Origin of the sequence: Actinoplanes sp. CA-142083 (genome assembly GCF_050942195.1) — a bacterium.
Taxonomy (GTDB): Bacteria; Actinomycetota; Actinomycetes; order Mycobacteriales; family Micromonosporaceae; genus Actinoplanes.
The window spans coordinates 7,742,467-7,763,915 of record NZ_CP192076.1 but is presented as its reverse complement, the minus strand read 5'-3'; the positions used below and the strand labels follow the sequence as shown (position 1 = coordinate 7,763,915).

Sequence of the window (21,449 nt, the reverse complement as noted above, 5' to 3'; positions counted from 1 at the left end):
CCGGTCTGCATGTCCGACCACAGACAACCCACGGGAGCGGGCGTTGGCTTCATCAGTGCGCGACACGCGGCACATCTTCGTCACCGGAGGCGTCGCCTCCTCGCTGGGCAAGGGCCTCACCGCCTCGAGCCTCGGCAATCTTCTGACCGCGCGCGGACTGCGGGTCGTCATGCAGAAACTCGACCCTTATCTCAACGTCGATCCCGGCACGATGAACCCGTTTCAGCACGGCGAGGTCTTCGTCACCGAGGACGGCGCCGAGACCGACCTCGACGTCGGCCACTACGAGCGCTTCCTCGACCGGGCGCTCTCGGGCAAGGCGAACGTGACGACCGGGCAGGTCTACTCGACGGTCATCGCGCGCGAGCGGCGCGGCGAGTACCTGGGCGACACCGTCCAGGTCATCCCGCACATCACGAACGAGATCAAGAGCCGGATCTTCGCGATGGCCGACCCGGACGAGTCGGGCCGGGTGCCCGACGTCGTGATCACCGAGGTCGGCGGCACGGTCGGCGACATGGAGTCGCTGCCGTTCCTCGAAGCGATCCGCCAGGTGCGCCACGAGGTCGGCCGCGATCACGTCTTCTACCTGCACGTCTCGCTGGTGCCGTACCTGGCGCCGTCGGGCGAGCTGAAGACCAAGCCGACCCAGCACTCGGTGGCGGCGCTGCGCAACATCGGTATCCAGCCGGACGCGCTGATCTGCCGCAGCGACCGGGAGATCCCCGAGAAGCTCAAGCACAAGCTGGCGCTCTACTGCGACGTCGACCGCGAGGCGGTCATCGCCTGCCCCGACGCGCCGAGCATCTACGACATCCCCAAGGTGCTGCATCGGGAAGGCCTCGACGCGTACGTGGTGCGCCGGCTGGGCCTGTCGTTCCGCGACGTCGACTGGGCGACCTGGGACGACCTGCTGCACCGGGTGCACCACCCGAAGCGGACCATCACGGTCGCGCTGGTCGGCAAGTACGTGGACCTGCCGGACGCGTACCTGTCGGTCAGCGAGGCGATCCGGGCGGCCGGCTTCGCGAACAATGTCAAGATTCAGATCCGCTGGGTGCCGAGCGACGACTGCGAGACCACGGCCGGCGCCGCGACCGCCCTCAAGGGCGTCGACGGCATCGTCATCCCCGGCGGGTTCGGCGTGCGCGGCATCGAGGGCAAGGTCAACACTTCCAAGTACGCGCGGGAGCACCAGATCCCGATTCTGGGGCTGTGCCTGGGCCTGCAGTGCATGACGATCGACGCCGCGCGGAACATGGCGGGGCTGGCCGGGGCGAACTCGCTGGAGTTCGACGAGCGGGCGCCGTACCCGGTGATCTCGACGATGGCCGACCAGGAGGACATCGTGGCCGGCAAGGGCGACCTGGGCGGCACGATGCGGCTCGGCGCGTACCCGGCGGCGCTCTCCGAGGGCTCGATCGTGGCCGAGGTCTACGGCAGCACTGAGATCTCCGAGCGGCATCGGCACCGGTACGAGGTCAACAACGACTACCGGGAGAAGCTGTCGAAGGCCGGCCTGGTCTTCTCGGGCACCTCGCCGGACGGGCGGCTGGTCGAGTTCATCGAGCTGGACCGGGCGACGCACCCGTACTTCGTGGCGACCCAGGCGCACCCGGAGCTCAAGTCGCGGCCGACCCGGCCGCACCCGCTCTTCGACGGGCTGGTCCAGGCGGCCGTCGAGTATGCGAAGGCGGACGAGCTGCCGGTCGCGGTGGACCCGTCGTGACGGCTTTCGCCCATCAGACGGTGTCCCGCGTAGATCGCTATGCCGGACCGATTTTTACGGTTCGCACCGACACGGTCACCATGTCGAGCGGCGGCACGGCGAACCGGGACGTCGTCGGCGCGAAGAGCGCGGTCGGCGTGGTGGCGATCGACGACGTGGACCGGGTGGTGCTGATCAAGCAGTACCGGCACGCGGTCGGCGGGTACCTGTGGGAGCTGCCGGCCGGGCTGCGCGACGTGAGCGGGGAAGACCTGGTCACCGGGGCGGCGCGGGAGCTCGCGGAGGAGGCTGACCTGCACGCGGGGCGCTACGACCTGCTGATCGACCTGCACACGTCGCCGGGCTTCACCGACGAGAAGATCCGCATCTACCTGGCTCGCGACCTGACGCCCGTGCCCGACGCCGAGCGTCACCAGCGCACCGACGAGGAGGCCGACCTGGAGATCACCTGGGTCGACCTCGGCGAGGCCGTCGCCATGGTCTTCCGCGGCGAGGTCACCAACGCGGCAGCGGTCGGCGGCATCCTCGCGGCGGCGCGGGCCCGCGACGAGGGCTGGGCGACGCTGCGCCCGGTGGAGACGCCGGAGCCGTGACGTGCGCGCCGGCCCTGGCAGACCGGGGCCGGCGCTCACAGCTCGGACCACTCGCCCATCTCGCTTGGCTCGCCGGTCCGGACGAACAGATAGCCCTCGCCGCCTGCACGCAGCTTGCGGTCGTGGTCGGCCAGATCTCGGGCCGGGGAACGTCGCGACATCGCCCGCACGCACTGTTCACGCGGCGTGGGAACTTGGGGCAAGAGCCTCCGCCGGGACTACCCAGCCGGGGCCGCCGACCGCAGCCGCGCCACGATCACGGCGGTGCACCCCGGTTGCGAGGCGCAGCCGGGTGGCGGCCGCATCGGCGTTGCGCCACAGCCACGCCGCCGTAGCGGAGAACGTGGCTTCCTCCGCCGCGGCGTCGCTGTTGACGAGCGGCTGGCTTGGGTCGTGTGACCCAGTGGTGGGTGCTTTGGCCGGGCAGGCCCGAGGTGGGGCTGGTCCGACCATTCGCGTGCATCTCAGCCGGACGCGCCGATGACCGACAGGAACGGTGTAACGGGTTTGCCGGGCCGTTTCTCCGTCCGCGTCACTGATGAGAGGTGAATCCGCGTGTCTGACGGTTCAGCTGTTGGCGGGTCGACGCCGCTGGCGTGGTTCCGCAACCTGCGGGTGGCCGGGAAGCTGGTGGTCAGCTTCGCCATCGTCTGCGCTCTGACCGTGCTGGTCGGTGTCGTCGGCATGCTGCGCCTGCGGGAGACCAATGACCGCACCGAGGAGATGTACCAAAGCAATCTGCTGGCCATCAGCTATGCGGGCGCCGTCAAGGCGGACATGGTCTCCATCAGGTTCCAGGTGCTGAACATGCTGGTCGCGGAATCCGCGGCGGGCAGGGAGAAGGCGCAGGCCCAGCTCGACCAGCTCGACGCCGATCTCGACAAGCAGTGGGCGGCGTATCAGGGCACCGGCATCGCCGGGCGCGAGAAGCAGGTCAAAGCGGTCACCGACAGCCTCGCGACGTACCGGACGGTCCGCGACGAGCAACTGATTCCCTTGGCGACGGCGGGCAACGCGGCCCAGTTCGTGAAGGTGCGTGCCGCCAGCGCCGACGCCGTGGTCGAGACGTTGACAGCCGCGCTCAACGAGATCAATGAGATCGAGTCCCGTTTCGCAGCTCAGTCGTTGGCGGACTCGCGGCAGGCAGCCGGCAGCGCGCGGGCGCTGATCATCGGTCTGATCGTCGTTTCGGTGTTGCTCTCGGTGCTGATCGTGGTGCTCGTCAGCCGTTCCATCGCCGGTCCGCTGCGGCAGACGGTCGCCGTGCTGGCCGGACTCGCGGAAGGCATCCTGGACAAACGCCTGCACGTCGGCAGCCGTGACGAGATGGGCCAGATGGGCCGGTCGCTCAACACCGCCCTGGAACGGCTCACCGCGGCGATGCGGGAGATCGGGATCAACGTCGAAACGCTGGCATCGTCGTCGGAAGAGCTGTCGGCGGTGGCCGCGTCGGTCAACGAATCCGCCGCACGCTCCGCCGGGCAGGCGCAAGGCGCCTCGTCCGCCGCCGAGCAGATCAGCGTCAACATCTCCACCATCGCCGCCGGCTCCGAACAGATCGGCGCGTCGATCACCGAGATCGCCAGGTCGACGTCCAACGCCGCGGAGGTGGCCGCCGGCGCGGTCACCAGCACCGCCGAAGCCCGTCACATCCTCGACAAGCTCGGCGCCTCCTCGGCTGAGATCGACGACGTCGTCAAGCTGATCACCAGCATCGCCGAGCAGACCAACCTGCTCGCCCTGAACGCCACCATCGAGGCCGCCCGGGCAGGCGAGATGGGCAAGGGATTCGCCGTCGTCGCCTCCGAGGTCAAGGATCTCGCCCAGGAGACGGCCCGCGCCACCGAGGACATCTCCACCCGGGTTTCGGCCATTCAAGGCGACTCCCAGGCGGCGGTCACCGCGATCACCGCGATCAGCGAGGTCATCCAGCAGATCAACGACACCCAGACCGCCATCGCCGCAGCCGTCGAGCAGCAAACCGCCACCACCACCGAGATGAGCCGCAACGTCAGCGAAGTCGCCACCGGCTCCGCCGAGATCAGCGCCAACGTCGGCGGAGTCGCCGAGGCAGCCGCCGAGACCACCACCGCCGCCGCCAACACCGAACAGACCTCCGCCGACCTCGCCCGCGTAGCCAATGCCCTGCAGGCCAACCTCGCCAACTTCCGCTATTGAGCCACACCCGGCCGGCCCCGCTCCGGCTGGCCTTGGGATGGCGTAGGTGGCCCGCCATACCGGGAGGGCGGCCGCAAGATCACGTCAATGCCGGACTCGGCGAGGCGCCGCAGCTCCGCGTCGTCAGCGGGGACGTCGGTGATGATGCCGGCCACTGAGGACAGCGGCAGCACCTCGAACGGCGACGCGGCCCCGATCTTCTCGGCGCTGGCCAGCACGTAGGTCTCGGCGGCCCGGGACGCGAGCAGCCGCTTCATCGCGGCCTCGTCGGCGTCGCCGGTGGTCAGGCCGGCGCGGTGGTGGACGCCGGTGACGCCGAGGAAGAACAGGTCGGCGCTGACCCGGGAAAGCGCCTCGGCGGCTGCGGCGCCGCTGGTCACGGCGGAATGCTTGAACAGCCGGCCGCCGATCACCTGCACCTCGACGGCCGGGTGGGTCACCAACGCCGCCGCGACGGTCACGCTGTGGGTGACGATCGTGGCCGCAAGATCGGGCGGCAAGGCGGCGGCGAGGGCGAGCGCCGTGGTACCGCCGTCGAGCAGGACCGTGCTGCCCGGCCGGATCAAGCCCACGGCGGCCAAAGCGACCCGGTGCTTGCTGTCGGGCGCGACAGTCGTGCGGGTCGCGTAGTCGGCGGCGGCGGGAGCGGCGGGCAACGCTCCCCCGTACACCCGCGTGCACAAACCGGCCGACGCCAGCTCCCGCAGGTCGCGGCGGATGTTGTCCTCGGCGACCCCGATCTCGGCGGCGATGTCCTTGGCGACCACCTTGCCCTCCGAGCGGAGGCGGGCCAGCAGGAAGTCGCGACGCTCGGCGGCCAGCATGCGTGTTTCTCCTCATTCTTGTCGACTGTTGCGCGTTTTGCAGTGTACGGTCCCGGGCATGACCACACCAGGGATCGACATCCCGGACGCGCGGGGCCGTACGGGGCTCGACCAGGCCGGCCGCGACCTCACCGGCAACGCGGATGTCGTGATCCGCGACGTCGAGCTGCTCGCCACGGCCTGGCACGTGCTGCGGCGCACCACGTTCGACTACCGGCACGCCGACGGTCGCTGGACCCGCGAGCAACGCGAGACCTACGACCGCGGCGATGGGGCGACGATCCTGCTCTACGATGCCGACCGGCGCACGGTGCTGCTGGCAAGACAATTCCGATTCCCCGCGTACGTGAACGGGCACCCCGACGGCATGCTCGTGGAGGCCGCCGCGGGTCTCCTGGACGGCGACGACCCGGCCGGCGCGATCCGCCGGGAGGCCGCCGAGGAGCTGGGCGTCGAGGTCGGCGAGCTGGAGCACGTCTTCGGCGTCTGGATGAGCCCAGGCTCGGTGACCGAGCGGCTGCACTTCTACGCCGCGCCCTACACGCCCGCGAGCCGCACCACGGCAGGCGGCGGCGTGGCCGACGAGGGCGAGGACATCGAGGCGGTCGAGCTGAAGTTCGACGATGCCCTGGCCGGCACCACCGACGGCCGCATCGCCGACGCGAAGACCATCATGCTGCTGCAGTGGGCGGCCCTGCATGGCCCCTTCAGCGACCGGCCTGATTAGACGGCCATCGAGTATCGATGACTGCAGATGCCCGTCGTCTGCGGTTCCCCCTGCGTTCAACCGGGGGTCCGAACCTGCGATGTACATCTATCCCTACGCCTTGTAGGAGGCGCGGGGAGGAACCATGAAAGCAGTCCGGGCGCGCGGGATCACCAAGAGCTTCGGTGAGGTCATCGCCCTCGACGGCGTCGACCTCGACGTGCCGGAGGGGCAGATCCACGGCCTGGTCGGCCCGAACGGCGCCGGCAAGACGACCCTGCTCGGCCTGCTGCTGGGCCTGGCCGTCGCGGACGGTGGCACCCTCGAGATCCTCGGCGCCCCGGTCCGGCGCGCGCTCGACGGGCCGGACGGCGTGGCCGGCTTCGTCGACGGTCCCGGCCTCTACCCGTCGCTGACGGCCCGGCAGAACCTGGCCGCCCTGGCCCGCCTCCGCGGCGAACGGAGCGGCGACATCGACGACGTGCTCGACCAGGTCGGGCTCACCGACGTCGCCGACGACCGGGCCAACGGCTTCTCGCTCGGCATGCGCCAGCGGCTCGGCCTGGCCGCCGCCCTGCTCACCCAGCCCCGCCTGCTGATCCTCGACGAGCCGTCCAACGGCCTCGACCCGGCCGGCAAGCGGCAGGTCCGCAACGTCCTCACCCGGCTGGCCGCCGAGGGCACGAGCGTCGTGCTCTCCAGCCACCGCATGGACGACGTCGAGGCATTGTGCTCCGAGGTCACCATCCTCGCCACCGGGCGGGTCGCGTTCTCCGGGCCGCTGAGCAAGCTGTCGTCCGAGAACCGCGAGCTCGACTACCGGCTGCGCACCTCGGACCCGGCGAAAGCCCGGCAGATCGCGGCCGAGACGGCCGGGGTCGAAATCGCCGCAGACGCCGATCCACTCGTGGTGCGGGCCCAGGTTCCCGCCCTCGACGAGCTCATACCGCGGCTTGTGGGCGCCGGCATCGCCGTACGGGAGCTCGCGCCTGTGGTGTCGCCGCTCGAGGCGGCGTTCCTGGCCCTGACCCAGGAGGAGGGTCGATGACCGCGGCAACGCTCCGGGTCCCGGTGACGAGGGGCTACCGGTTCGAGTGGGTCAAGCTGGTCTCCCAATGGCGGATCCGCCTGGTGGTCGCCGCCTGCTGGATAGCGCCCGCGCTCTTCGTGGCGGGCGTCAGCCAGCAGGCCACGCTGCCGGTCGACACGCTCTTCGGCCGCTGGATGCACGCCACCGCCTGGGCCGGCCCGCTCGTGCTGCTCGGCTTCGCCGGCGTCTACGCGCTCCCGCTGCTGACCTCGCTGGTGGCCGGCGACGTGTTCGCCGCCGAGGATCGGCTCGGCACGTGGCGGCACCTGCTCGTCGCGGTCCGCTCACCGCGCCGGATCTTCGCGGCCAAGGCGCTCGCCAGCCTCACCGTGATCATGTTGATGGTGACCGGGCTGGCGGTCTCCAGCACGGTCGGCGGCCTCATCGCGGTCGGCAACCAGCCGCTGGTCGGCCTGGACGGCCAGTTGCTCTCGACCGGTGACGCCGCCGGGCGGGTCGCGCTCGCCTGGCTCTGCGCGCTCGCGCCCACCCTTGCCCTCGCCGGGATCGGCCTGCTCGGCTCGGTCGCCCTCGGACGCTCCCCGATGGGGTTGCTGCTGCCCGCCCTGTTCGCGCTGGCGATCGAGCTCGCCCAGATGCTCCCGCTGCCCGTCGCGGTGCGTCTCGCGCTGCCGGCCTACAACTGGAACGGCCTGTTCAACCAGCCGGTCCAGGGCAAAGCGGTGCTGATCAGCGTCGTCGTGGGCCTGCTCTGGGCGGCGACGGCCACCGCGACGGCGTACGTCGTCTTCGTCCGTCGCGATTTCACCAACCTTAACCACGACGCTGCCCCGGTGCGCGCCGCCCTGCCGCTTGTCGCGCTGACCGGTGTGACGGTGCTGGCGCTGGTGGCCGCGGGCGTCGGCACCGGCTCGGGGATCGAGCAGGACAAGGTGCAGCGCTCGCTCGCCACCGCCTTCGCGCACCTCTACCGCATCCAGACCGGGCAGCTGAACCGGCCCGACGTCACCGAGGCGCAGCTGGGCACGAGCGCGGCGTGCACCCGCGGCGGCGGCCAGACCGATCCGGTGGGGCCGGGCAACGACTGGCGCTGCGTCGTCTCGTGGCACCTGCCCGACACGACGGCGGTCGGCAGCGCCATCTACCAGCTCGACATCACCCCGGACGGGCGCTTCGTCGCGGACGGCGACGGCCCCAAGGAGGTCAACGGCTATTTCCTGGTGCGCACCCCGGTCGGGGACGCGCCGAACCCGCTCTGGCAGTTCGACGGAAGCGTCGAGCTCCTTCCGAAGGGATAGCAACATGCAGGTGACACGCCGAAGGCGGCGGGTCGGGAAGAGTCGCCGTCTGCTCCTGGTCACCGCCGGCGCCACGTCGCTGGTGGTCGTGGCCGGTGGCGGCGCGGCGGTGGCGTCGACGTACCAGTTCGGCGCCGACCAGGTCGGCCAGACCACGCGCCGCGGCCAGGTCGTCTCCGCCGACCAGTACATCGACCCGATCGGCAAGCGCCTCGTCATCAACAACGGCAAGATCATGTCGTCGGCGGTCAGCCCCGACGGCACCCACGTCGCGGTGGCGGTCGCCGACGGCGGGATGGCCCTCGCCATCGTCGACCTCAAGAGCTGGACGGTCCAGCAGCTGATCGGCAACAACGCGGCCGCGAACCTGCGGATCAGCGGCAACGACGTGGGCCAGGAGGGGCCGGCCTACTCGCCGGACGGCTCGCAGCTGTGGCTGGGCCAGGCCGACGGCTACCGCAAGTTCACCGTGAACGCGGACGGTTCGCTGGCCAACCCGACGTTCGTGACCATCCCGGCCGACGGCAACAAGCGGGCGCTCGTCGCGCAGGCGGTGTTCTCGGCCGACGGCTCCACTGTGTACTCCGCGGTCAACGGGCAGAACAAGGTCATGGCGCTCGACGCGGCCACCGGGGCGATCAAGCAGACCTGGGCCGTGGGCAACGCGCCGCGTGACCTGGCCTTGGTGGGCAACAAGCTCTACGTGAGCAACGAGGGCGGGCGTACGGCGCAGCCGGGCGACACGACCATCAACTCCTACAACACGCAGGTCCCGGCCAGCCCGGTCACCGGCGCGACCACCACCGGCACGGTCAGCGTCATCGACGTCGCGTCCACCGCCGTGAAGAGCATCACCGTCGGCCTGCACCCGACCGCGGTGTACGCCAAGGGCCGGGCCGTCTTCGTCACCAACACGGCCAGCAACACCGTGTCGGTCATCGACACCGCCCGCGACAAGGTCACCCAGACCATCGCCACCCAGCCCTGGCCGGAGGCGTCGGTCGGCTACGAGCCGAACGCGGCGACCCTCACCAAGGACGGCCACCTGCTGGTGACCCTGGGCCGGGCCAACGCGATCGCGGTCTACCGCTACTACAGCCCGCTCGAGCCGGTCAGCTACGTCGGCCTGCTGCCGGCCGACTACTTCCCGGCCGAGATCGCCACGGTCGGCAACGACCTCGTCGTCTCCAACACCCGCGGCATCGACGCCCGCCGGCCCACCACGGCGGCCGGGCACGGCACCCACGACACCACGTCGTCACTGGTGCGCTTCACGCTGCCGAGCGACCGGGTCATCCGCTCGTCCACCGCGAAGGTGTTCGCGCAGAACGGCTGGACGCCCGGCTCGGTCCAGCTCGCTTCGCACGTCAAGGCCAAGCCGGTCGCGGTTCCCGCGCGGATCGGCGACCCGTCGACGATCAAGCACGTGTTCCTGGTCGTCAAGGAGAACCGCACGTACGACCAGATGTTCGGCGACATCCCGAGCGGCAACGGCGACCCGGCCCTGGCCGAGTACGGCGCGAACGTGACGCCCAACAACCACGCGCTGGTGCAGCAGTTCGGGCTCTTCGACAACACGTACGACATCGGCACCAACTCGGCCGAGGGGCACAACTGGCTGATGCAGGCCGACGACCCCGAGTACACCGAGTCCTCGGCCGGCGAGTACATCCGCAGCTACGACACCGAGGACGACGCGCTCGGCCACCAGAAGACCGGCTTCATCTGGACCGGCGCGCAGGCCAACGGCAAATCGGTGCGCGACTTCGGCGAGTTCCACCAGTTCCTGACCAAGCCGGCCGGGGCGACCTGGCAGAACCTCTACTGCGACACGAAGAACATGGCCGCGACGGGCGCGGACACCGCGTACCCGATGGTCTCTTCTTCTCCGATCCCGTCGCTGAACAACGTCTCGGTCGCCGGGTTCCCGAAGTTCGACACCGACGTGCCGGACATCTACCGGTACGAGATCTGGAAGAAGGACTTCGAGAAGAACGGCCCGGCGAACCTGAACATGTTCTGGTTCTCCAGCGACCACACCGGTGGCCCGCCGAACGGCGCCGCCCAGGTCGCCGACAACGACCTCGCGGTCGGCAAGCTGGTCGACACCATCTCGCACAGCAAGTACTGGAAGGACTCCGCGATCTTCGTGGTCGAGGACGACTCCCAGGCGGGCCTCGACCACATCGACGGCCACCGCGCGCCGATCCAGATCATCAGCCCGTACGCGAAGCGCGGCGTGGTGGACAGCCACTACTACTCGCAGATCACGATGATCCGGACCATCGAGCAGATCCTCGGGATCCACCCGATGAACCAGAAGGACAGCGCGGCCACCCCCATGGCGGCCGCCTTCACGACGAAGCCGAACTACACGCCGTTCAATGCGCTGCCCAACCGCACGTCGCTGACGGCGGGCCTCACGGCGCTGCCCACGTGCGGGGCCGACGTGCCGGCGCCGCAGGACGTCAACGCCGCGCCGGCGCCCAAGGGCACCGTGCCGGCCGAGGAGCAGGCGGTCGCCAAGCAGTGGGACCAGTGGAAGGCGCAGCAGCACCTGACCGGCCCGACCGCGAAGGCGGACTACGCCAACCCGGCGCAGATGAACCACTTCTCCTGGTACCAGTCGCACGACTGGAAGAAGCCCTACCCGGGCGAGTCATCCATCGTCCCGCCGGCGAAGGTGCCGGGCGCCTACATCCCGGCCACCGACAACGACTGAGCCGACACCGACAAGCCGGAAGCGCCGGCCCTGTGCGAACAGGGCCGGCGCTTCATGTGTATCGACATGTTGACGTGTTGACTGCATCAACATTGACGAGTCAACACGAACGTCACGGCTCCGGCGTCTCCACTGGGCGCAGCGTCGCCCAGCCCTCGTCGCGGGCCCGCGCCGCCGCGATGAAATGCCTGCTGGCGTCGCGGGCCGCCGAGACTTACCTCCTGGCCGGCACCGAGAAGATCGGCGCCGCGTCCCCGTTCGCGGTGCTGCCGCTGGCGGAAGCGTCGGACATCATCACCGACGTCCCCGCCGACGACCCGGAGCTGCGGCGCATGGTTACGGCTGGCGTCAAGGAGTTCGCGTGCCGAGAGACTCGTGGGACCGTTGACGACGTATGAGCGTCGGTCGAATCGCTAGGTAGCGACGACGATCAACCAAATACCTACGAGGAGTACGACCGCTGCTGCAATGAACAATGCGTTAGGAATTGCCTTCCGGCGGTCGCCTCGTCGACTGGACTGCGCCGCCGCTACGACGGATATGATTAGGAAGACGGCGAAGGCGGCGCCGCTGATTGCTTGAAGAGTCCACACCTGGAAGCTCGCTTGCTCAAGTCGTTGCCGGCGTTTCCTCGCGTTTGGCTTCAACTGGTTGATCGAGCTGTTGCTGTCGCTTGTTCTGCTCGTCGCGTAGGCGTTCGACGGTGTCGGCGAACAGCGAATATGCGGTCGTGTCATCTTGGTTTGCGTATCGGCCGACACGCAAGTCCACTGCTTCATACTCGCGCTCGATTGCGTCCGCAGTTTGTCGCAGGTTGTAACTGTTCTCGTGAAATTTGTAGTAGCCGGTGAATCCGGCAGCGAGCCCGACGGCCGCTGTTACCCCGACTGATATCCAACGAGTAACGTCAAATGAGACCGATGCGGTTGTGATCGCGGAGGCAAGAATCGAGCCGAAAATGATCACCGTTTGGTACCTGTTGTGGATAGCGCGAAGTCGGTTTGCCTGTTCCCGCATCTGCATAACCAAGGCGGGCATGTCGTCTCGATAGCGCCGTTGCCTGACCAAAGGCCCCTTGCCTGAATCCTCTGTGTACTTGTCCTGCTGCGCTTGTTTCTCTCGGAGCAGCAGGGTCGCTTTCTTGATCTCGAGCTTCGTTTTTCGCAGCTTCTTATATTGTCGATATACGATGAACGGAGTTGCCAGTGTCGACAAGATTGCCGCGCCGTACATGAACGGCACTATTTGCGCGGTTTGTTGCCAATTCAAGACGTCCGAAAGTATAGCGGTGGCCCACAACGCCAGATTTCCCAGGGTGGCCCAGAGGCGGCCAATCGTTTGCCAGACACGTTGGAGGTGAAGTAGCTAGGTGCGAGGCCAGATGAAGCCTGACTGACCTGATTGAGGCCGATCTCATCGATGCCCCGCATGTGGCATGCCATCGGGCTCAGTTGGCGAGTTAGACCGCGATGCGCATGCGTTCGCAGAGGCCTCGCAGATCGGCGCCGGCGGCTCGGTTGTTCGAGCGTTCCAGCAGCGTGCGCGCGGACTCGGCCGCATCCGACGACGTGTGCACGTGCTGCGGGGCGAGGCGCTCTGCCGTCAGCAGGAAGCGGATCGCCTCGCGGTCCTGGCCGCCCACGCGGGCGAGCGCCCGTGCCGTGTCGGCATAGTAGTAGACCTGGCGCAGGCCGGCCGGAATGGCGGCGGGAGTGACGCGGCGGGCGATCTCGGCGGCCCGGGCCGGGTCGCCCTCGTCGACCTCGATGCTGATCCGCCAGATGTTCACGTTGGTGGGTCCGAAGAACATGCCCAGCGTGGTGGTCTCGCCGGTGCGGCGGGCCAGCACCTCCGCCTCAGCGAGCCAGTCGCGGCTGTCGTCGAGGCGGTCGCGGCCACGGCTGGCGTACGCGCAGATCAGGTGCAGCGTGCCCAGCATCTCGGCGCCGCCGGGGCGGCCCAGGTGCGGGCGCAGGTCGTCGGCGGCGCGCTCGGCCAGGGTCAGGCCGCGCTGGAAGGAGCCGCAGGCGTTCGCGGCGCTGGCCATCGAGTAGGCGGCGTAACCGCGCAGCACGGGATCCTCGGTGGCGTCCGCGGCCTGCTGGCAGCGCTCGGCGCCCAGCCAGGCGTCGGCGGGGTGACCGACCTGGCGCAGGACCGACGAGGCGACGAAGGCGGCGTCGCAGAGCAGGCGCAAGGCCGTCGCGCGATCGGGACCGGCGGTCTCGGTGTGCAGGTCGCGCAACAGGCGGGGCAGCAGGCGGGTGACGCTCGCGTAGTCGCACGCGTCGAGCCGTGCGCCGGCGAGCTCGAGTTGGGCGGCGAGCGAGGGCAGCGGGGACGCGTCGGTGGTGCCGGGCTCGGTCAGGTCGATGTCGACCAGGGCCCGGCGGATGCCCTGTACCCCGGCGAGGGCGGCGGCCGCAGCGCGGTCGGTGGCCGGGACCGGCATCCCGGCTAGGTCGGCGGGGGAGCACTCCAGCGCGGCGGCGATGTCCGCCAGCATGAACCGGTTGTCCGCCGCCTGTCGCCCCCGTTCGATCCTGCTCCAGGTGGCGTGCGAGATCCCGGCCCGGCTGGCGGCGTACCGCATGCTCCACCCGCGCAGCAGGCGGCGCGCCCGGATCCGGTCCCCGATGTCAGGGTCCGGGGACGGTCGTGGAGTCATGCCGGAACGGTAACCCGGTACCGGGCCCGCGGTGGTACATGGCGGTACCACCGCGGGCCGTACGCGTCAGGCTTTGGTGATCTTGATGTTGTCGACCGCTGCTTCGATCAAGGATGCGGTGCCGGTGTCGGCGGCGGCGACCTCGAGGCGGACGGTCTGGCCGGCGTAGGCGGAGAGGTTCACGGAAGCGGCCGACCAGGTGGCGCCCCGGTTGCTCGCCGCGGCTGCCTGGGTGAAGACAGTGGTCGCGGTGCTGCCGGAGACGACGCGGACGCGGAAGTAGTCGGCGCTGGTCGCGTTGTTCAGGTGCGCGAGATACCAGCTGAAGCCGAGCGTCAGGGTGCCGGTGGGCAGCGTGATCGACGGCGAGAGCAACGTGGTGAGGCCGCCGTCGACGTCGTAGGCGCCCGCGCTCGATCCGGCCGCCGCGCCGGTGACCAGGTCATAGGTCCCGCCCGCGGCTGTGCCGAGCTGGGTGGTGACGCCCGACGAGGTGGTCGCCGCGGGATCGCCGCGCTCGAATTGGCCCAGGGTCGCGGTGTCCGAGGCGCCGGCGGTCCAGCCGGTGGCGGTCTCGAAGTCATCGGACCAGACGGTGGTTCCGGTGGGTGGGGCGCCGGCGGCCAGTGTCCAGATCGCGTACGCGATGGCGTCGCTGTTCCGGTCGAGCGCGGTGTCGTTGATGTTGGACGTGGTGTCGCAACTGGAGTGGTAGCAGGGGTCGAAAGTGGTCGCCGTCCCGCCCCAGAGCGTCACCTGCGCGGCGGTCTTGCGGCCCTCGGCGCCGGTGAAGATGCCGCCCGCGGGGATGCCGGCCGCGATGAACGGCCCGTAGTCGCTGCGGCCGTCGAAGTCGGTGCCGCGCGTGGGCACGCCGATCGAGGTGAAGTAGGCGGCCAGGGTCTGCTCGATCTGGGCGGAACCGGCGGGGCCGGGTCCCGATCCGGTGCCGTCCGAGTTGTCCCCGTCGTACAGGAAATAACCGGGGTTGGGCGAGGCGACCATGTCGAAGTTGAGGTATCCGGTGATCGCGGCCTTCTGCGCCGAGGTCAGGGAGTTGACGTAGTAGGTCGAGCCGCGCAGGCCCAGTTCCTCGGCGCCCCACCAGCCGAACCGCAGGTGGCGGGTGGGCTGGAAGCCGGTGCGGGCGACGGCGAGCGCGACCTCGAGGTTGGCGGCCGAGCCGGAGCCGTTGTCGTTGATGCCGGGGCCGGCGGTGACGCTGTCGAGGTGCGCGCCGACCATCAGGGTGTCGCTGGTGTTGCCGCCCGGCCAGTCGGCGATCAGGTTGTAGCCGGTGGCGCCGTTGTAGGTGAAGCTCTGCTGGGTCGTGGTGAAGCCGGCGGCGTCGAGCAGGCCTTTCACGTACGTGACGGAGGCGAGATAGCCCGCGCGGCCGTGCGCGCGGTTGCCGCCGTTGGCCGTGGCGATGCTCTGCAGCTGGCTGAGGTGGGCCTTGACGTTGGCGACCGGGATGTCGGGCGCGGCGGCGGCTGCTTCTACTTGCGGGACGGCGGCGCCGGTGATCAACAGGGACGCCGTCAACAGGGTCGATGCGAGCATTCGCCGAGCATTGCATCGATGTTTGTCTAAGCACCCATCCCAGACGCCCTATACCGCTCGCGCGCTTGACAACGATGTCGGGGCGATTAATTCTGGGAGCGCTCCCAAATCGTCCCCCGTCGATTGGCATCTCCATGAGACTTCGCTCCCTGTGCCTGGCCGCGGCCGGTTTAATGGTCGCCGGCGGCACCCTGGCCGTGACGTTGTCCCCGGCGTCCGCGGCCACCACCGGCTGCTCCGTCACCTACAAGGTCACCGGCTCCTGGCAGGGCGGCTTCCAGGGCGACATCGCGATCACCAACCTCGGTGACGCGGTCTCCACCTGGTCGCTCGGCTTCGACTTCCCGACCACGACGCAGAAGGTCACCCAGGGATGGGGTGGCAAGTTCAGCCAGTCCGGCGCGCACGTGACCGTCGGCAACGAGACGTGGAACGGGTCGCTCGGCACCAACGCGACCACGTCGGCCGGCTTCATCGGGTCGTTCTCGGGCAGCAACCCGGTGCCCACCGCATTCACTTTGAACGGCGTCGCCTGCACCGGCGGGACCACGACACCGCCGACCACGCCGCCGACGACGCCGCCCACCACGCCACCGACCACGCCCCCGGTGACCGGTGCTGCGCCGGCGCTCAAGGTCTCCGGGAACAAGCTGGTCAACAAGTCGACCGGCGCGACCGTCAAGCTCTACGGGATCAACCGGTCCGGCGGCGAGTTCGCCTGCATCCAGGGCAACGGCTTCTGGGACGGCCCGATGGACCAGGCGTCGATCACCGCGATGCGTACGTGGAAGGTGCGCGTCGTCCGGGTGCCGCTCAACGAGGAGTGCTGGCTGGGCACCGCCGACGTGCCCGCACAGTACGGCGGCACCGCCTATCAGAACCAGGTCAAGACGTACGTGAACCTGCTCGTCCAGAACGGGATCACGCCGATCGTCGAGATGCACTGGAGCTATGGCCTCTATACCGGCAACTCGTCCGGCTGCAGCGACGTGAAGGCGACCTGCCAGAAGCCGATGCCCGACGCGCAGTACGCGCCGTCGTTCTGGACCGGCGTGGCCAACGCGTTCAAGGGCAACGACGCGGTCATCCTCGACCTGTTCAACGAGCCCTACCCGGAGCGCGCCACCGGCGACGAGACCTCGGGCTGGAAGTGCTGGCGTGACGGCGGCACCTGCAACGGCATCGGCTACCAGGTGGCGGGCTTCCAAAACCTGGTCAATACCGTACGGGCGACGGGCGCGACCAACGTCATCATGATCGGCGGGCTCGCCTACTCGAACAACATGAGCCAGTGGCTGGCCTACAAGCCCACCGACTCGCTGAACAACCTGTCCGCGTTCGCGCACATCTACAACTTCAACACCTGCGCGAACACCTCCTGCTGGGACAGCCAGATCGGCACCACCGCGCAGACCGTGCCGGTGACGCTCACCGAGATCGGCGAGAACGACTGCGCGCACGGCTTCGTCGACTCGCTGATGAACTGGGCCGACGCGCACAACATCGGCTACCTCGGCTGGACCTGGAACACCTGGGACTGCTCCAGCGGCCCGTCGCTGATCAGCAACTACGACGGCACGGCCACCGCGTACGGCCAGGGCCTCAAGGCGCGGCTCGCGACCGTCTCCAACTAGGTGAATCGGGCGCCCGGGTCGTTTTCGGGCCCGGGCGTTCGGTCCATATCGACGCCGCGCTATTGACTCTGCCCCAAGGGGAGACTCCACTATTTGACGGGAGCAACCCGAACGGGGGTCGTCATGGTCAAGCGCCTCGCCTTCCTGATGGCGGTCCTGCTCGGCCTGGTCGCCACGCCGGCCGCCGCGCTCGCGTCGCCGCGGTGCCAGGTGCAGGGCCAGATCGTCCGAGCGGGCCACTTGCGCGTCCAGGTGCTCAGCCCGACGATGCTGAGGCTGGAGTATTCGGCGGCCGACTCCTTCGAGGACCGCCCCACCTTCAACGCCGTCGACCGCTCACCGGGCCGCACCTGGTTCCGCGCCCGCCAGACCGGCGGCGAGCTGCGGGTCGAGACGAGCGCCGTCACCCTGCGCTATCGCCTCGACAGCGGCCCGGTCACCGAGGACAACACCACCCTCGACCTCACCGTCGCCGGCCGCCGCACCAGCGTGCACCCCGAGTTCGGCACCCCGACCCGCGACGACGCGCTGGGTGGGTGGTACCGCGGTCTCGACTACTACGCCGGCCAGGCCGGCCCGGTCGACCAGCTCGAGCTGCACCCCGGCATGCTGAACCGCTCGGGGTGGTACCTGCTGGACGACACCGCCACCGCCCTGCGCACCGGCGACGACTGGCTCACCCCGAGGCCCGCGCCCAGCGGCGCCTACCAGGACGGCTATCTCTTCGGCTACGGCCACGACTACAAGCGCGGGCTCGCCGACCTGCGCACGCTGACCGGCCCGTCGCTGCTGCCGCCCGAGTGGGCCTTCGGCACGTGGTTCTCGAAGTACCAGGCGTACAGCACCAATGACTACCGCACCCAGCTGCTGCCCGCCTTCAAGCAGCACGACGTGCCGCTCGACAACCTGGTCGTCGACACCGACTGGAAGGCGCCCAACCAGTGGGCCGGGTGGAACTGGAACGCCAGCCTGTTCCCCGACCCCGACGTCTTCGTGGCCGAGCTGAAGAAGCAGGGCATCAACACCACGCTCAACGTGCACGCCGCGATCAGCGGCGACGACCCGCGCTTCGCCGCCGCCCAGGCCATCGCGAAAGACAAGCTGAAGCCCGCCACCGCCAGCTTCGCGCCGAACCCGTACCGGTTCGATTGGGGCGACGCCGACCAGGCCGCGGCGTACGAAGCGCTGCACGACCCGTTCGAGGCGCAGGGCGTGCAGCAGTGGTGGCTCGACTACTGCTGCGACGACAGCACGGTCAGCACGCCCGGCGTCACCCCCGACGCCTGGGTCAACGAGCTTTACCGGCGCGACGGCGACGCCCGCGGGCTGCGCGGCTTCTCGCTGGCCCGGATAGGGGCTTCGTATCCGGACTACACCGTGCCCGGCGGCTCCGGACCGTGGAGCGAGCACCGCAGCACCGTCCATTTCACCGGCGACACCCGGCCCGACTTCGCCACGCTCGACTTCGCCGCCAAGATGACGCCGGCCGAGGGCAGCATCGGGATGTCCTACGTCAGCCACGACATCGGCAGCTTCGCCGGCAAGCACCTGCCCGACGACCTCTACCTGCGCTGGGTGCAGCTGGGCGCGTTCCAGCCGATCCTGCGGCTGCACTCCGACCACGGCGACCGGCTGCCCTGGGAGTATTCGGACGCGGTCAGCGGCCCGGCCGCCGACTTCCTGCGGCTGCGCGAGTCGCTGGTGCCGTACCTCTACACCGCGGCCCGGCAGAGCTTCGACACCGGGCTGCCGATGGCGCGGGCGCTCTACCTGCAGTGGCCCGAGCTGAACGAGGCGTACCAGCACGACACCCAATACCTTCTCGGCGACAACTTGCTCGTCGCGCCGGTCACCAAGGCGGGGCTGAGCACCACCACGTCGGTCTGGTTCCCGCCCGGCACCTGGACCGACTTCTTCACGGGCGCGACCTTCCGCGGGCCGGCGACCCGCACCGTGGGCGCGACACCCGACCACATGCCGGTGTACGTGCGCGCCGGCGGGATCGTCGCGCAGGCGACCGGCACGGCCAACGTCGCCAACCAGCCGAAGGACCGGCTGACGCTCACGGCGTACCCGCACGGCGACGGCGCCACCACCGTCTACCGGGACGCCGGCGACGGCCTCGGCTACCAGTCCGGGCAGTACCAGCAGATCCCGGTCCGCTACGACGAGGGCCGCACCTCGTCGCTGACCGTCGGCCCGGTGGCCGGCACCTACCCGGGAGCACCGGCCGCCCGCTCGTACACGGTGAACTTCGCCGGGGTTTCGCGCCCCCACACGGTCACCGTCGGCGGGCGTAAGGCGTCCTTCTCCTACGACGCGACGAAGCACCTGCTGACGGTGACCGTTCCGGCGACCGCGAACGGCCGCGCGATGACCGTCACGCACGACGGCAAGGCGCTCACGGTCGCGCAGCAGCCCGCCGTCGACGTCGCCTTCGAGGCGCCCGACGGGCTGCAGTCGGGCGCCACCAGCCGCCTGGTCACGACCGTCCGCAACGCCGGGCCGGGCACGATCCGCAACGTCGCGGCGAGCGTCCAGGCCCCCGACGGCTGGGTGGTCACGCCGCGCGGCTCCACCACCCGCTCGTCGCTGGCCGCGGGGGCCACCTTCACCGTCACGTACGACGTCACCCCCGCCGGCGCATCTCCGCGCACGGCGAATGTGATCGCGCGCGTTGCGTACCGGAACCCGGACGGCACCGCGACCAGCGTGCCGGCCTCGCTCACCGTGCCCATCCGCCCGGTCGCGGTGACCTTCCGCGTGCTCGCGCCGCCGGGCACGCCGCCCGACGCGAAACTGTTCCTGCCCGGCAACATCGACCTGCTCGGCCCGTGGGACCCCGGCAAGCAGGCGATGACCAACCGCGGCGACGGCATCTGGGAGGCCACGATCACCGTGCTGGACGGCACCGACATCCAGTACAAGTACACCCGTGGCACCTGGGAGACGGTCGAGGACTGGGGCTCGATCACCGGCACCGTCAACCGCGACGTGGTCGTCGACGGCGGCATCACCCAGACCATGCTGGTCGACGACACGTCCACCCAGTGGGGCGTCCCCGGCGTGCCCGACAACCACCTGGCCATCCAGTACTGGCGCGACCCGCTCGTCGTTTCCACCAGCACCGCCGCCGACGCGGTCACCGTCCGCTTCCAGCGCGACGTCCAGCCCGCCACCGGCACCGACTTCACCGGGTCGGTCAAGGTGAGCGGCATCCTGGGCGAGGTGGCCGGCGCGGTCGCCGAGACCACGCCGGGCGTGCTGGTGTGGACCCCGTCCGAGGCGCTGCCCCCGGGCACGTACAGCGGCGTGGTCGGCAACGTCAGCAGCACCGGCGCGGGAGGCGTGCCGATCCGGGAGCCCTACAAGTTCACCTTCACGATCTCGTGAGATTCGACGTCGAGACGAAGGCCTCGCCCGAGCAGGTGCGGCAGGCCTTCACCGACTTCACCGAACGCCGCCCGCGGATCTGGAGCCGCACCCTCGACCCGAAGACATTCGAAGTGCGCGAGCAAGGCGACACCTGGGCGGTCGCCCGGGAGAGCACGCCGGGCTCGCCGTTCTGGGTGGTCGTCCGCTACGACTGGTCCGAGCCGGCCGCGATCCGCTGGACGGTCGTCGAGAGCAGCTACGGCGGAGGCGGCGACGGCTTCGTGCGAATCGCCCCGAGCGCCAACGGCGGCGCCCGCCTGCACGCCGAGTGGACCAGCACCGGTGCCCGTCGCTCCCAGAAGCCGCTGCTGTTCCTCCTGCATCACGGCCCCTTCGGCCGCCTGATCGCGCGGATGTGGAGATCGACCCTGGACCAGCTTTGATTTCGCCGCGGGCCGGGCGGGGCTGGTGCAGGCTGGGAGGGTGGTCGCGGGGGATTACGCGTGGGCGGTCGAGTCGTACGCGCTGGGGCTGAACTTCTGTTTGACGTTCGTGCGCGGGCTGAGCCCGGACGAGGTGATCGCGCGGCTCGGCGGGGGCGAACCGGTGCCGATCGTGTCGGACGCGGTGGCGTTCGGCGGGTTCGAGGCCGTGGAGCAGCGGGTCGATGAGCGCGGGGCGACCCATCCGAGCGGTCTCGATTATGGCGCGGTGACGCCGGTCGGCGGCTGGACGATGGTCGTCGAGCCCGAGGGGTTCCTGTGCAGCGAGGACGACGCGATGCGGGTGCTGTCGTCGACGGGGGAGATGATGTCGTTCTACTACAGCGAGCACTTCGACTCGGCGTTCGCCCGCTAGCGCGATGTCCCGAAGGAACGTCTCACCTGGACTGCGACCGTCTCGTTCGGGGATGTCGAGCCGCCGCCGATCGACCCGGCGATCGTCGCATCCACGTCGTGGTCGCGGCCCGCGAAGGCGATCCGCTGGTCGCGGCGACGGACACCGTCCACAACGCGGTCGAGTGCGAACCCGCCGCCACGATCGCCGCGTTCCGGGCCGCCTTCGGCCTGAGTTGATCCATGGTGGACGGTGTCGCCTATCGTCGGAT

The 21,449-nt window shown here is 69.7% G+C and carries 17 protein-coding genes; 12 read left to right on the top strand and 5 right to left on the bottom strand.

All coding sequences use genetic code 11. The features are described from left to right. Positions 1 to 43 precede the first annotated feature (43 nt). Together ACQPZX_RS35420 and ACQPZX_RS35415 are read left to right on the top strand one after the other, a co-directional pair. A complete protein-coding gene (locus tag ACQPZX_RS35420) occupies positions 44 to 1,729 on the top strand; it encodes a CTP synthase (RefSeq protein ID WP_433365218.1) in 1,686 nt (561 codons plus the stop codon). After that, complete coding sequence (locus ACQPZX_RS35415; RefSeq protein ID WP_433365216.1) at positions 1,726 to 2,322, top strand: NUDIX domain-containing protein; 597 nt, start codon at positions 1,726 to 1,728, stop codon at positions 2,320 to 2,322. The genes ACQPZX_RS35420 and ACQPZX_RS35415 overlap by 4 nt, the downstream gene beginning before the upstream one ends. 35 nt (positions 2,323 to 2,357) lie before the next feature. Here the strand turns inward: ACQPZX_RS35415 and ACQPZX_RS35410 are convergent, their stop codons facing one another. Further along, positions 2,358 to 2,483 carry a hypothetical protein gene (locus ACQPZX_RS35410; RefSeq protein ID WP_433365213.1) on the bottom strand — a complete coding sequence of 42 codons (126 nt, stop codon included), beginning with the start codon at positions 2,481 to 2,483 and terminating at the stop codon, positions 2,358 to 2,360. Positions 2,484 to 2,877: 394 nt separating this feature from the next. Here ACQPZX_RS35410 and ACQPZX_RS35405 point away from each other — a divergent pair, with 394 nt between their 5' ends. Further along, positions 2,878 to 4,500, top strand: coding sequence for a methyl-accepting chemotaxis protein (locus ACQPZX_RS35405; RefSeq protein WP_433365210.1), 1,623 nt, complete (start codon positions 2,878 to 2,880; stop codon positions 4,498 to 4,500). Here the strand turns inward: ACQPZX_RS35405 and ACQPZX_RS35400 are convergent. Continuing rightward, positions 4,494 to 5,324 (bottom strand): DeoR/GlpR family DNA-binding transcription regulator, encoded by an 831-nt coding sequence (locus tag ACQPZX_RS35400; RefSeq protein ID WP_433365207.1) that lies wholly within the window; start codon positions 5,322 to 5,324, stop codon positions 4,494 to 4,496. The genes ACQPZX_RS35405 and ACQPZX_RS35400 overlap by 7 nt on opposite strands. A gap of 58 nt (positions 5,325 to 5,382) precedes the next feature. Here ACQPZX_RS35400 and ACQPZX_RS35395 point away from each other — a divergent pair, with 58 nt between their 5' ends. From ACQPZX_RS35395 to ACQPZX_RS35375, 5 genes are all read left to right on the top strand, one after another. Further along, the gene (locus ACQPZX_RS35395; RefSeq protein WP_433365204.1) at positions 5,383 to 6,051 is read left to right on the top strand and encodes an NUDIX domain-containing protein; all 669 of its coding nucleotides are present in this window, start codon (positions 5,383 to 5,385) and stop codon (positions 6,049 to 6,051) included. A 124-nt stretch (positions 6,052 to 6,175) separates the two neighbouring features. Beyond that, a complete protein-coding gene (locus ACQPZX_RS35390) occupies positions 6,176 to 7,078 on the top strand; it encodes an ABC transporter ATP-binding protein (RefSeq protein ID WP_433365201.1) in 903 nt (300 codons plus the stop codon). Then, complete coding sequence (locus tag ACQPZX_RS35385; RefSeq protein ID WP_433365198.1) at positions 7,075 to 8,379, top strand: ABC transporter permease; 1,305 nt, start codon at positions 7,075 to 7,077, stop codon at positions 8,377 to 8,379. The genes ACQPZX_RS35390 and ACQPZX_RS35385 overlap by 4 nt, the downstream gene beginning before the upstream one ends. Positions 8,380 to 8,383: 4 nt before the next feature. Further along, positions 8,384 to 11,101, top strand: coding sequence for an alkaline phosphatase family protein (locus ACQPZX_RS35380; RefSeq protein ID WP_433365195.1), 2,718 nt, complete (start codon positions 8,384 to 8,386; stop codon positions 11,099 to 11,101). Positions 11,102 to 11,193: 92 nt separating this feature from the next. After that, entirely contained in the window at positions 11,194 to 11,499 is a 306-nt protein-coding gene (locus tag ACQPZX_RS35375; protein ID WP_433365192.1) for a hypothetical protein, read from the top strand. Between the two features lie 211 nt (positions 11,500 to 11,710). Here the strand turns inward: ACQPZX_RS35375 and ACQPZX_RS35370 are convergent, their stop codons facing one another. The 3 genes from ACQPZX_RS35370 to ACQPZX_RS35360 all read right to left on the bottom strand — a co-directional run bounded on the left by ACQPZX_RS35370 (position 11,711) and on the right by ACQPZX_RS35360 (position 15,332). Beyond that, positions 11,711 to 12,334, bottom strand: a complete 624-nt coding sequence (locus ACQPZX_RS35370) for a DUF4231 domain-containing protein (RefSeq protein ID WP_433365189.1) — start codon at positions 12,332 to 12,334, stop codon at positions 11,711 to 11,713. Between the two features lie 226 nt (positions 12,335 to 12,560). After that, positions 12,561 to 13,769 carry a helix-turn-helix domain-containing protein gene (locus tag ACQPZX_RS35365; RefSeq protein WP_433365186.1) on the bottom strand — a complete coding sequence of 403 codons (1,209 nt, stop codon included), beginning with the start codon at positions 13,767 to 13,769 and terminating at the stop codon, positions 12,561 to 12,563. Positions 13,770 to 13,835: 66 nt separating this feature from the next. Beyond that, entirely contained in the window at positions 13,836 to 15,332 is a 1,497-nt protein-coding gene (locus tag ACQPZX_RS35360; protein WP_433365183.1) for a M20/M25/M40 family metallo-hydrolase, read from the bottom strand. 197 nt (positions 15,333 to 15,529) lie between these two features. On the opposite strand from ACQPZX_RS35360, the gene ACQPZX_RS35355 reads away from it, so the two are divergent. From ACQPZX_RS35355 to ACQPZX_RS35340, 4 genes are all read left to right on the top strand, one after another. Next, positions 15,530 to 16,966, top strand: a complete 1,437-nt coding sequence (locus ACQPZX_RS35355) for a cellulase family glycosylhydrolase (protein WP_433365180.1) — start codon at positions 15,530 to 15,532, stop codon at positions 16,964 to 16,966. A 123-nt stretch (positions 16,967 to 17,089) separates the two neighbouring features. Beyond that, positions 17,090 to 20,359, top strand: coding sequence for a TIM-barrel domain-containing protein (locus tag ACQPZX_RS35350; RefSeq protein ID WP_433365177.1), 3,270 nt, complete (start codon positions 17,090 to 17,092; stop codon positions 20,357 to 20,359). Beyond that, complete coding sequence (locus tag ACQPZX_RS35345) at positions 20,356 to 20,784, top strand: hypothetical protein (RefSeq protein ID WP_433365174.1); 429 nt, start codon at positions 20,356 to 20,358, stop codon at positions 20,782 to 20,784. Before ACQPZX_RS35350 ends, ACQPZX_RS35345 begins: the two co-directional genes overlap by 4 nt. 40 nt (positions 20,785 to 20,824) lie before the next feature. Beyond that, positions 20,825 to 21,199: a DUF6461 domain-containing protein gene (locus ACQPZX_RS35340; protein ID WP_433365171.1), complete on the top strand. Its 375-nt coding sequence runs from the start codon at positions 20,825 to 20,827 to the stop codon at positions 21,197 to 21,199. The last annotated feature ends 250 nt before the right edge of the window (positions 21,200 to 21,449 follow it).

Coding starts and splice junctions, on each gene's coding strand:
- ACQPZX_RS35410 (WP_433365213.1), bottom strand. CDS start 2,483: ATGTCGCGACGTTCCCCGGCCCGAGATCTGGCCGACCACGACCGCAAG.
- ACQPZX_RS35400 (WP_433365207.1), bottom strand. CDS start 5,324: ATGCTGGCCGCCGAGCGTCGCGACTTCCTGCTGGCCCGCCTCCGCTCG.
- ACQPZX_RS35395 (WP_433365204.1), top strand. CDS start 5,383: ATGACCACACCAGGGATCGACATCCCGGACGCGCGGGGCCGTACGGGG.
- ACQPZX_RS35390 (WP_433365201.1), top strand. CDS start 6,176: ATGAAAGCAGTCCGGGCGCGCGGGATCACCAAGAGCTTCGGTGAGGTC.
- ACQPZX_RS35385 (WP_433365198.1), top strand. CDS start 7,075: ATGACCGCGGCAACGCTCCGGGTCCCGGTGACGAGGGGCTACCGGTTC.
- ACQPZX_RS35380 (WP_433365195.1), top strand. CDS start 8,384: ATGCAGGTGACACGCCGAAGGCGGCGGGTCGGGAAGAGTCGCCGTCTG.
- ACQPZX_RS35370 (WP_433365189.1), bottom strand. CDS start 12,334: ATGTACGGCGCGGCAATCTTGTCGACACTGGCAACTCCGTTCATCGTA.
- ACQPZX_RS35365 (WP_433365186.1), bottom strand. CDS start 13,769: ATGACTCCACGACCGTCCCCGGACCCTGACATCGGGGACCGGATCCGG.
- ACQPZX_RS35360 (WP_433365183.1), bottom strand. CDS start 15,332: ATGCTCGCATCGACCCTGTTGACGGCGTCCCTGTTGATCACCGGCGCC.
- ACQPZX_RS35350 (WP_433365177.1), top strand. CDS start 17,090: ATGGTCAAGCGCCTCGCCTTCCTGATGGCGGTCCTGCTCGGCCTGGTC.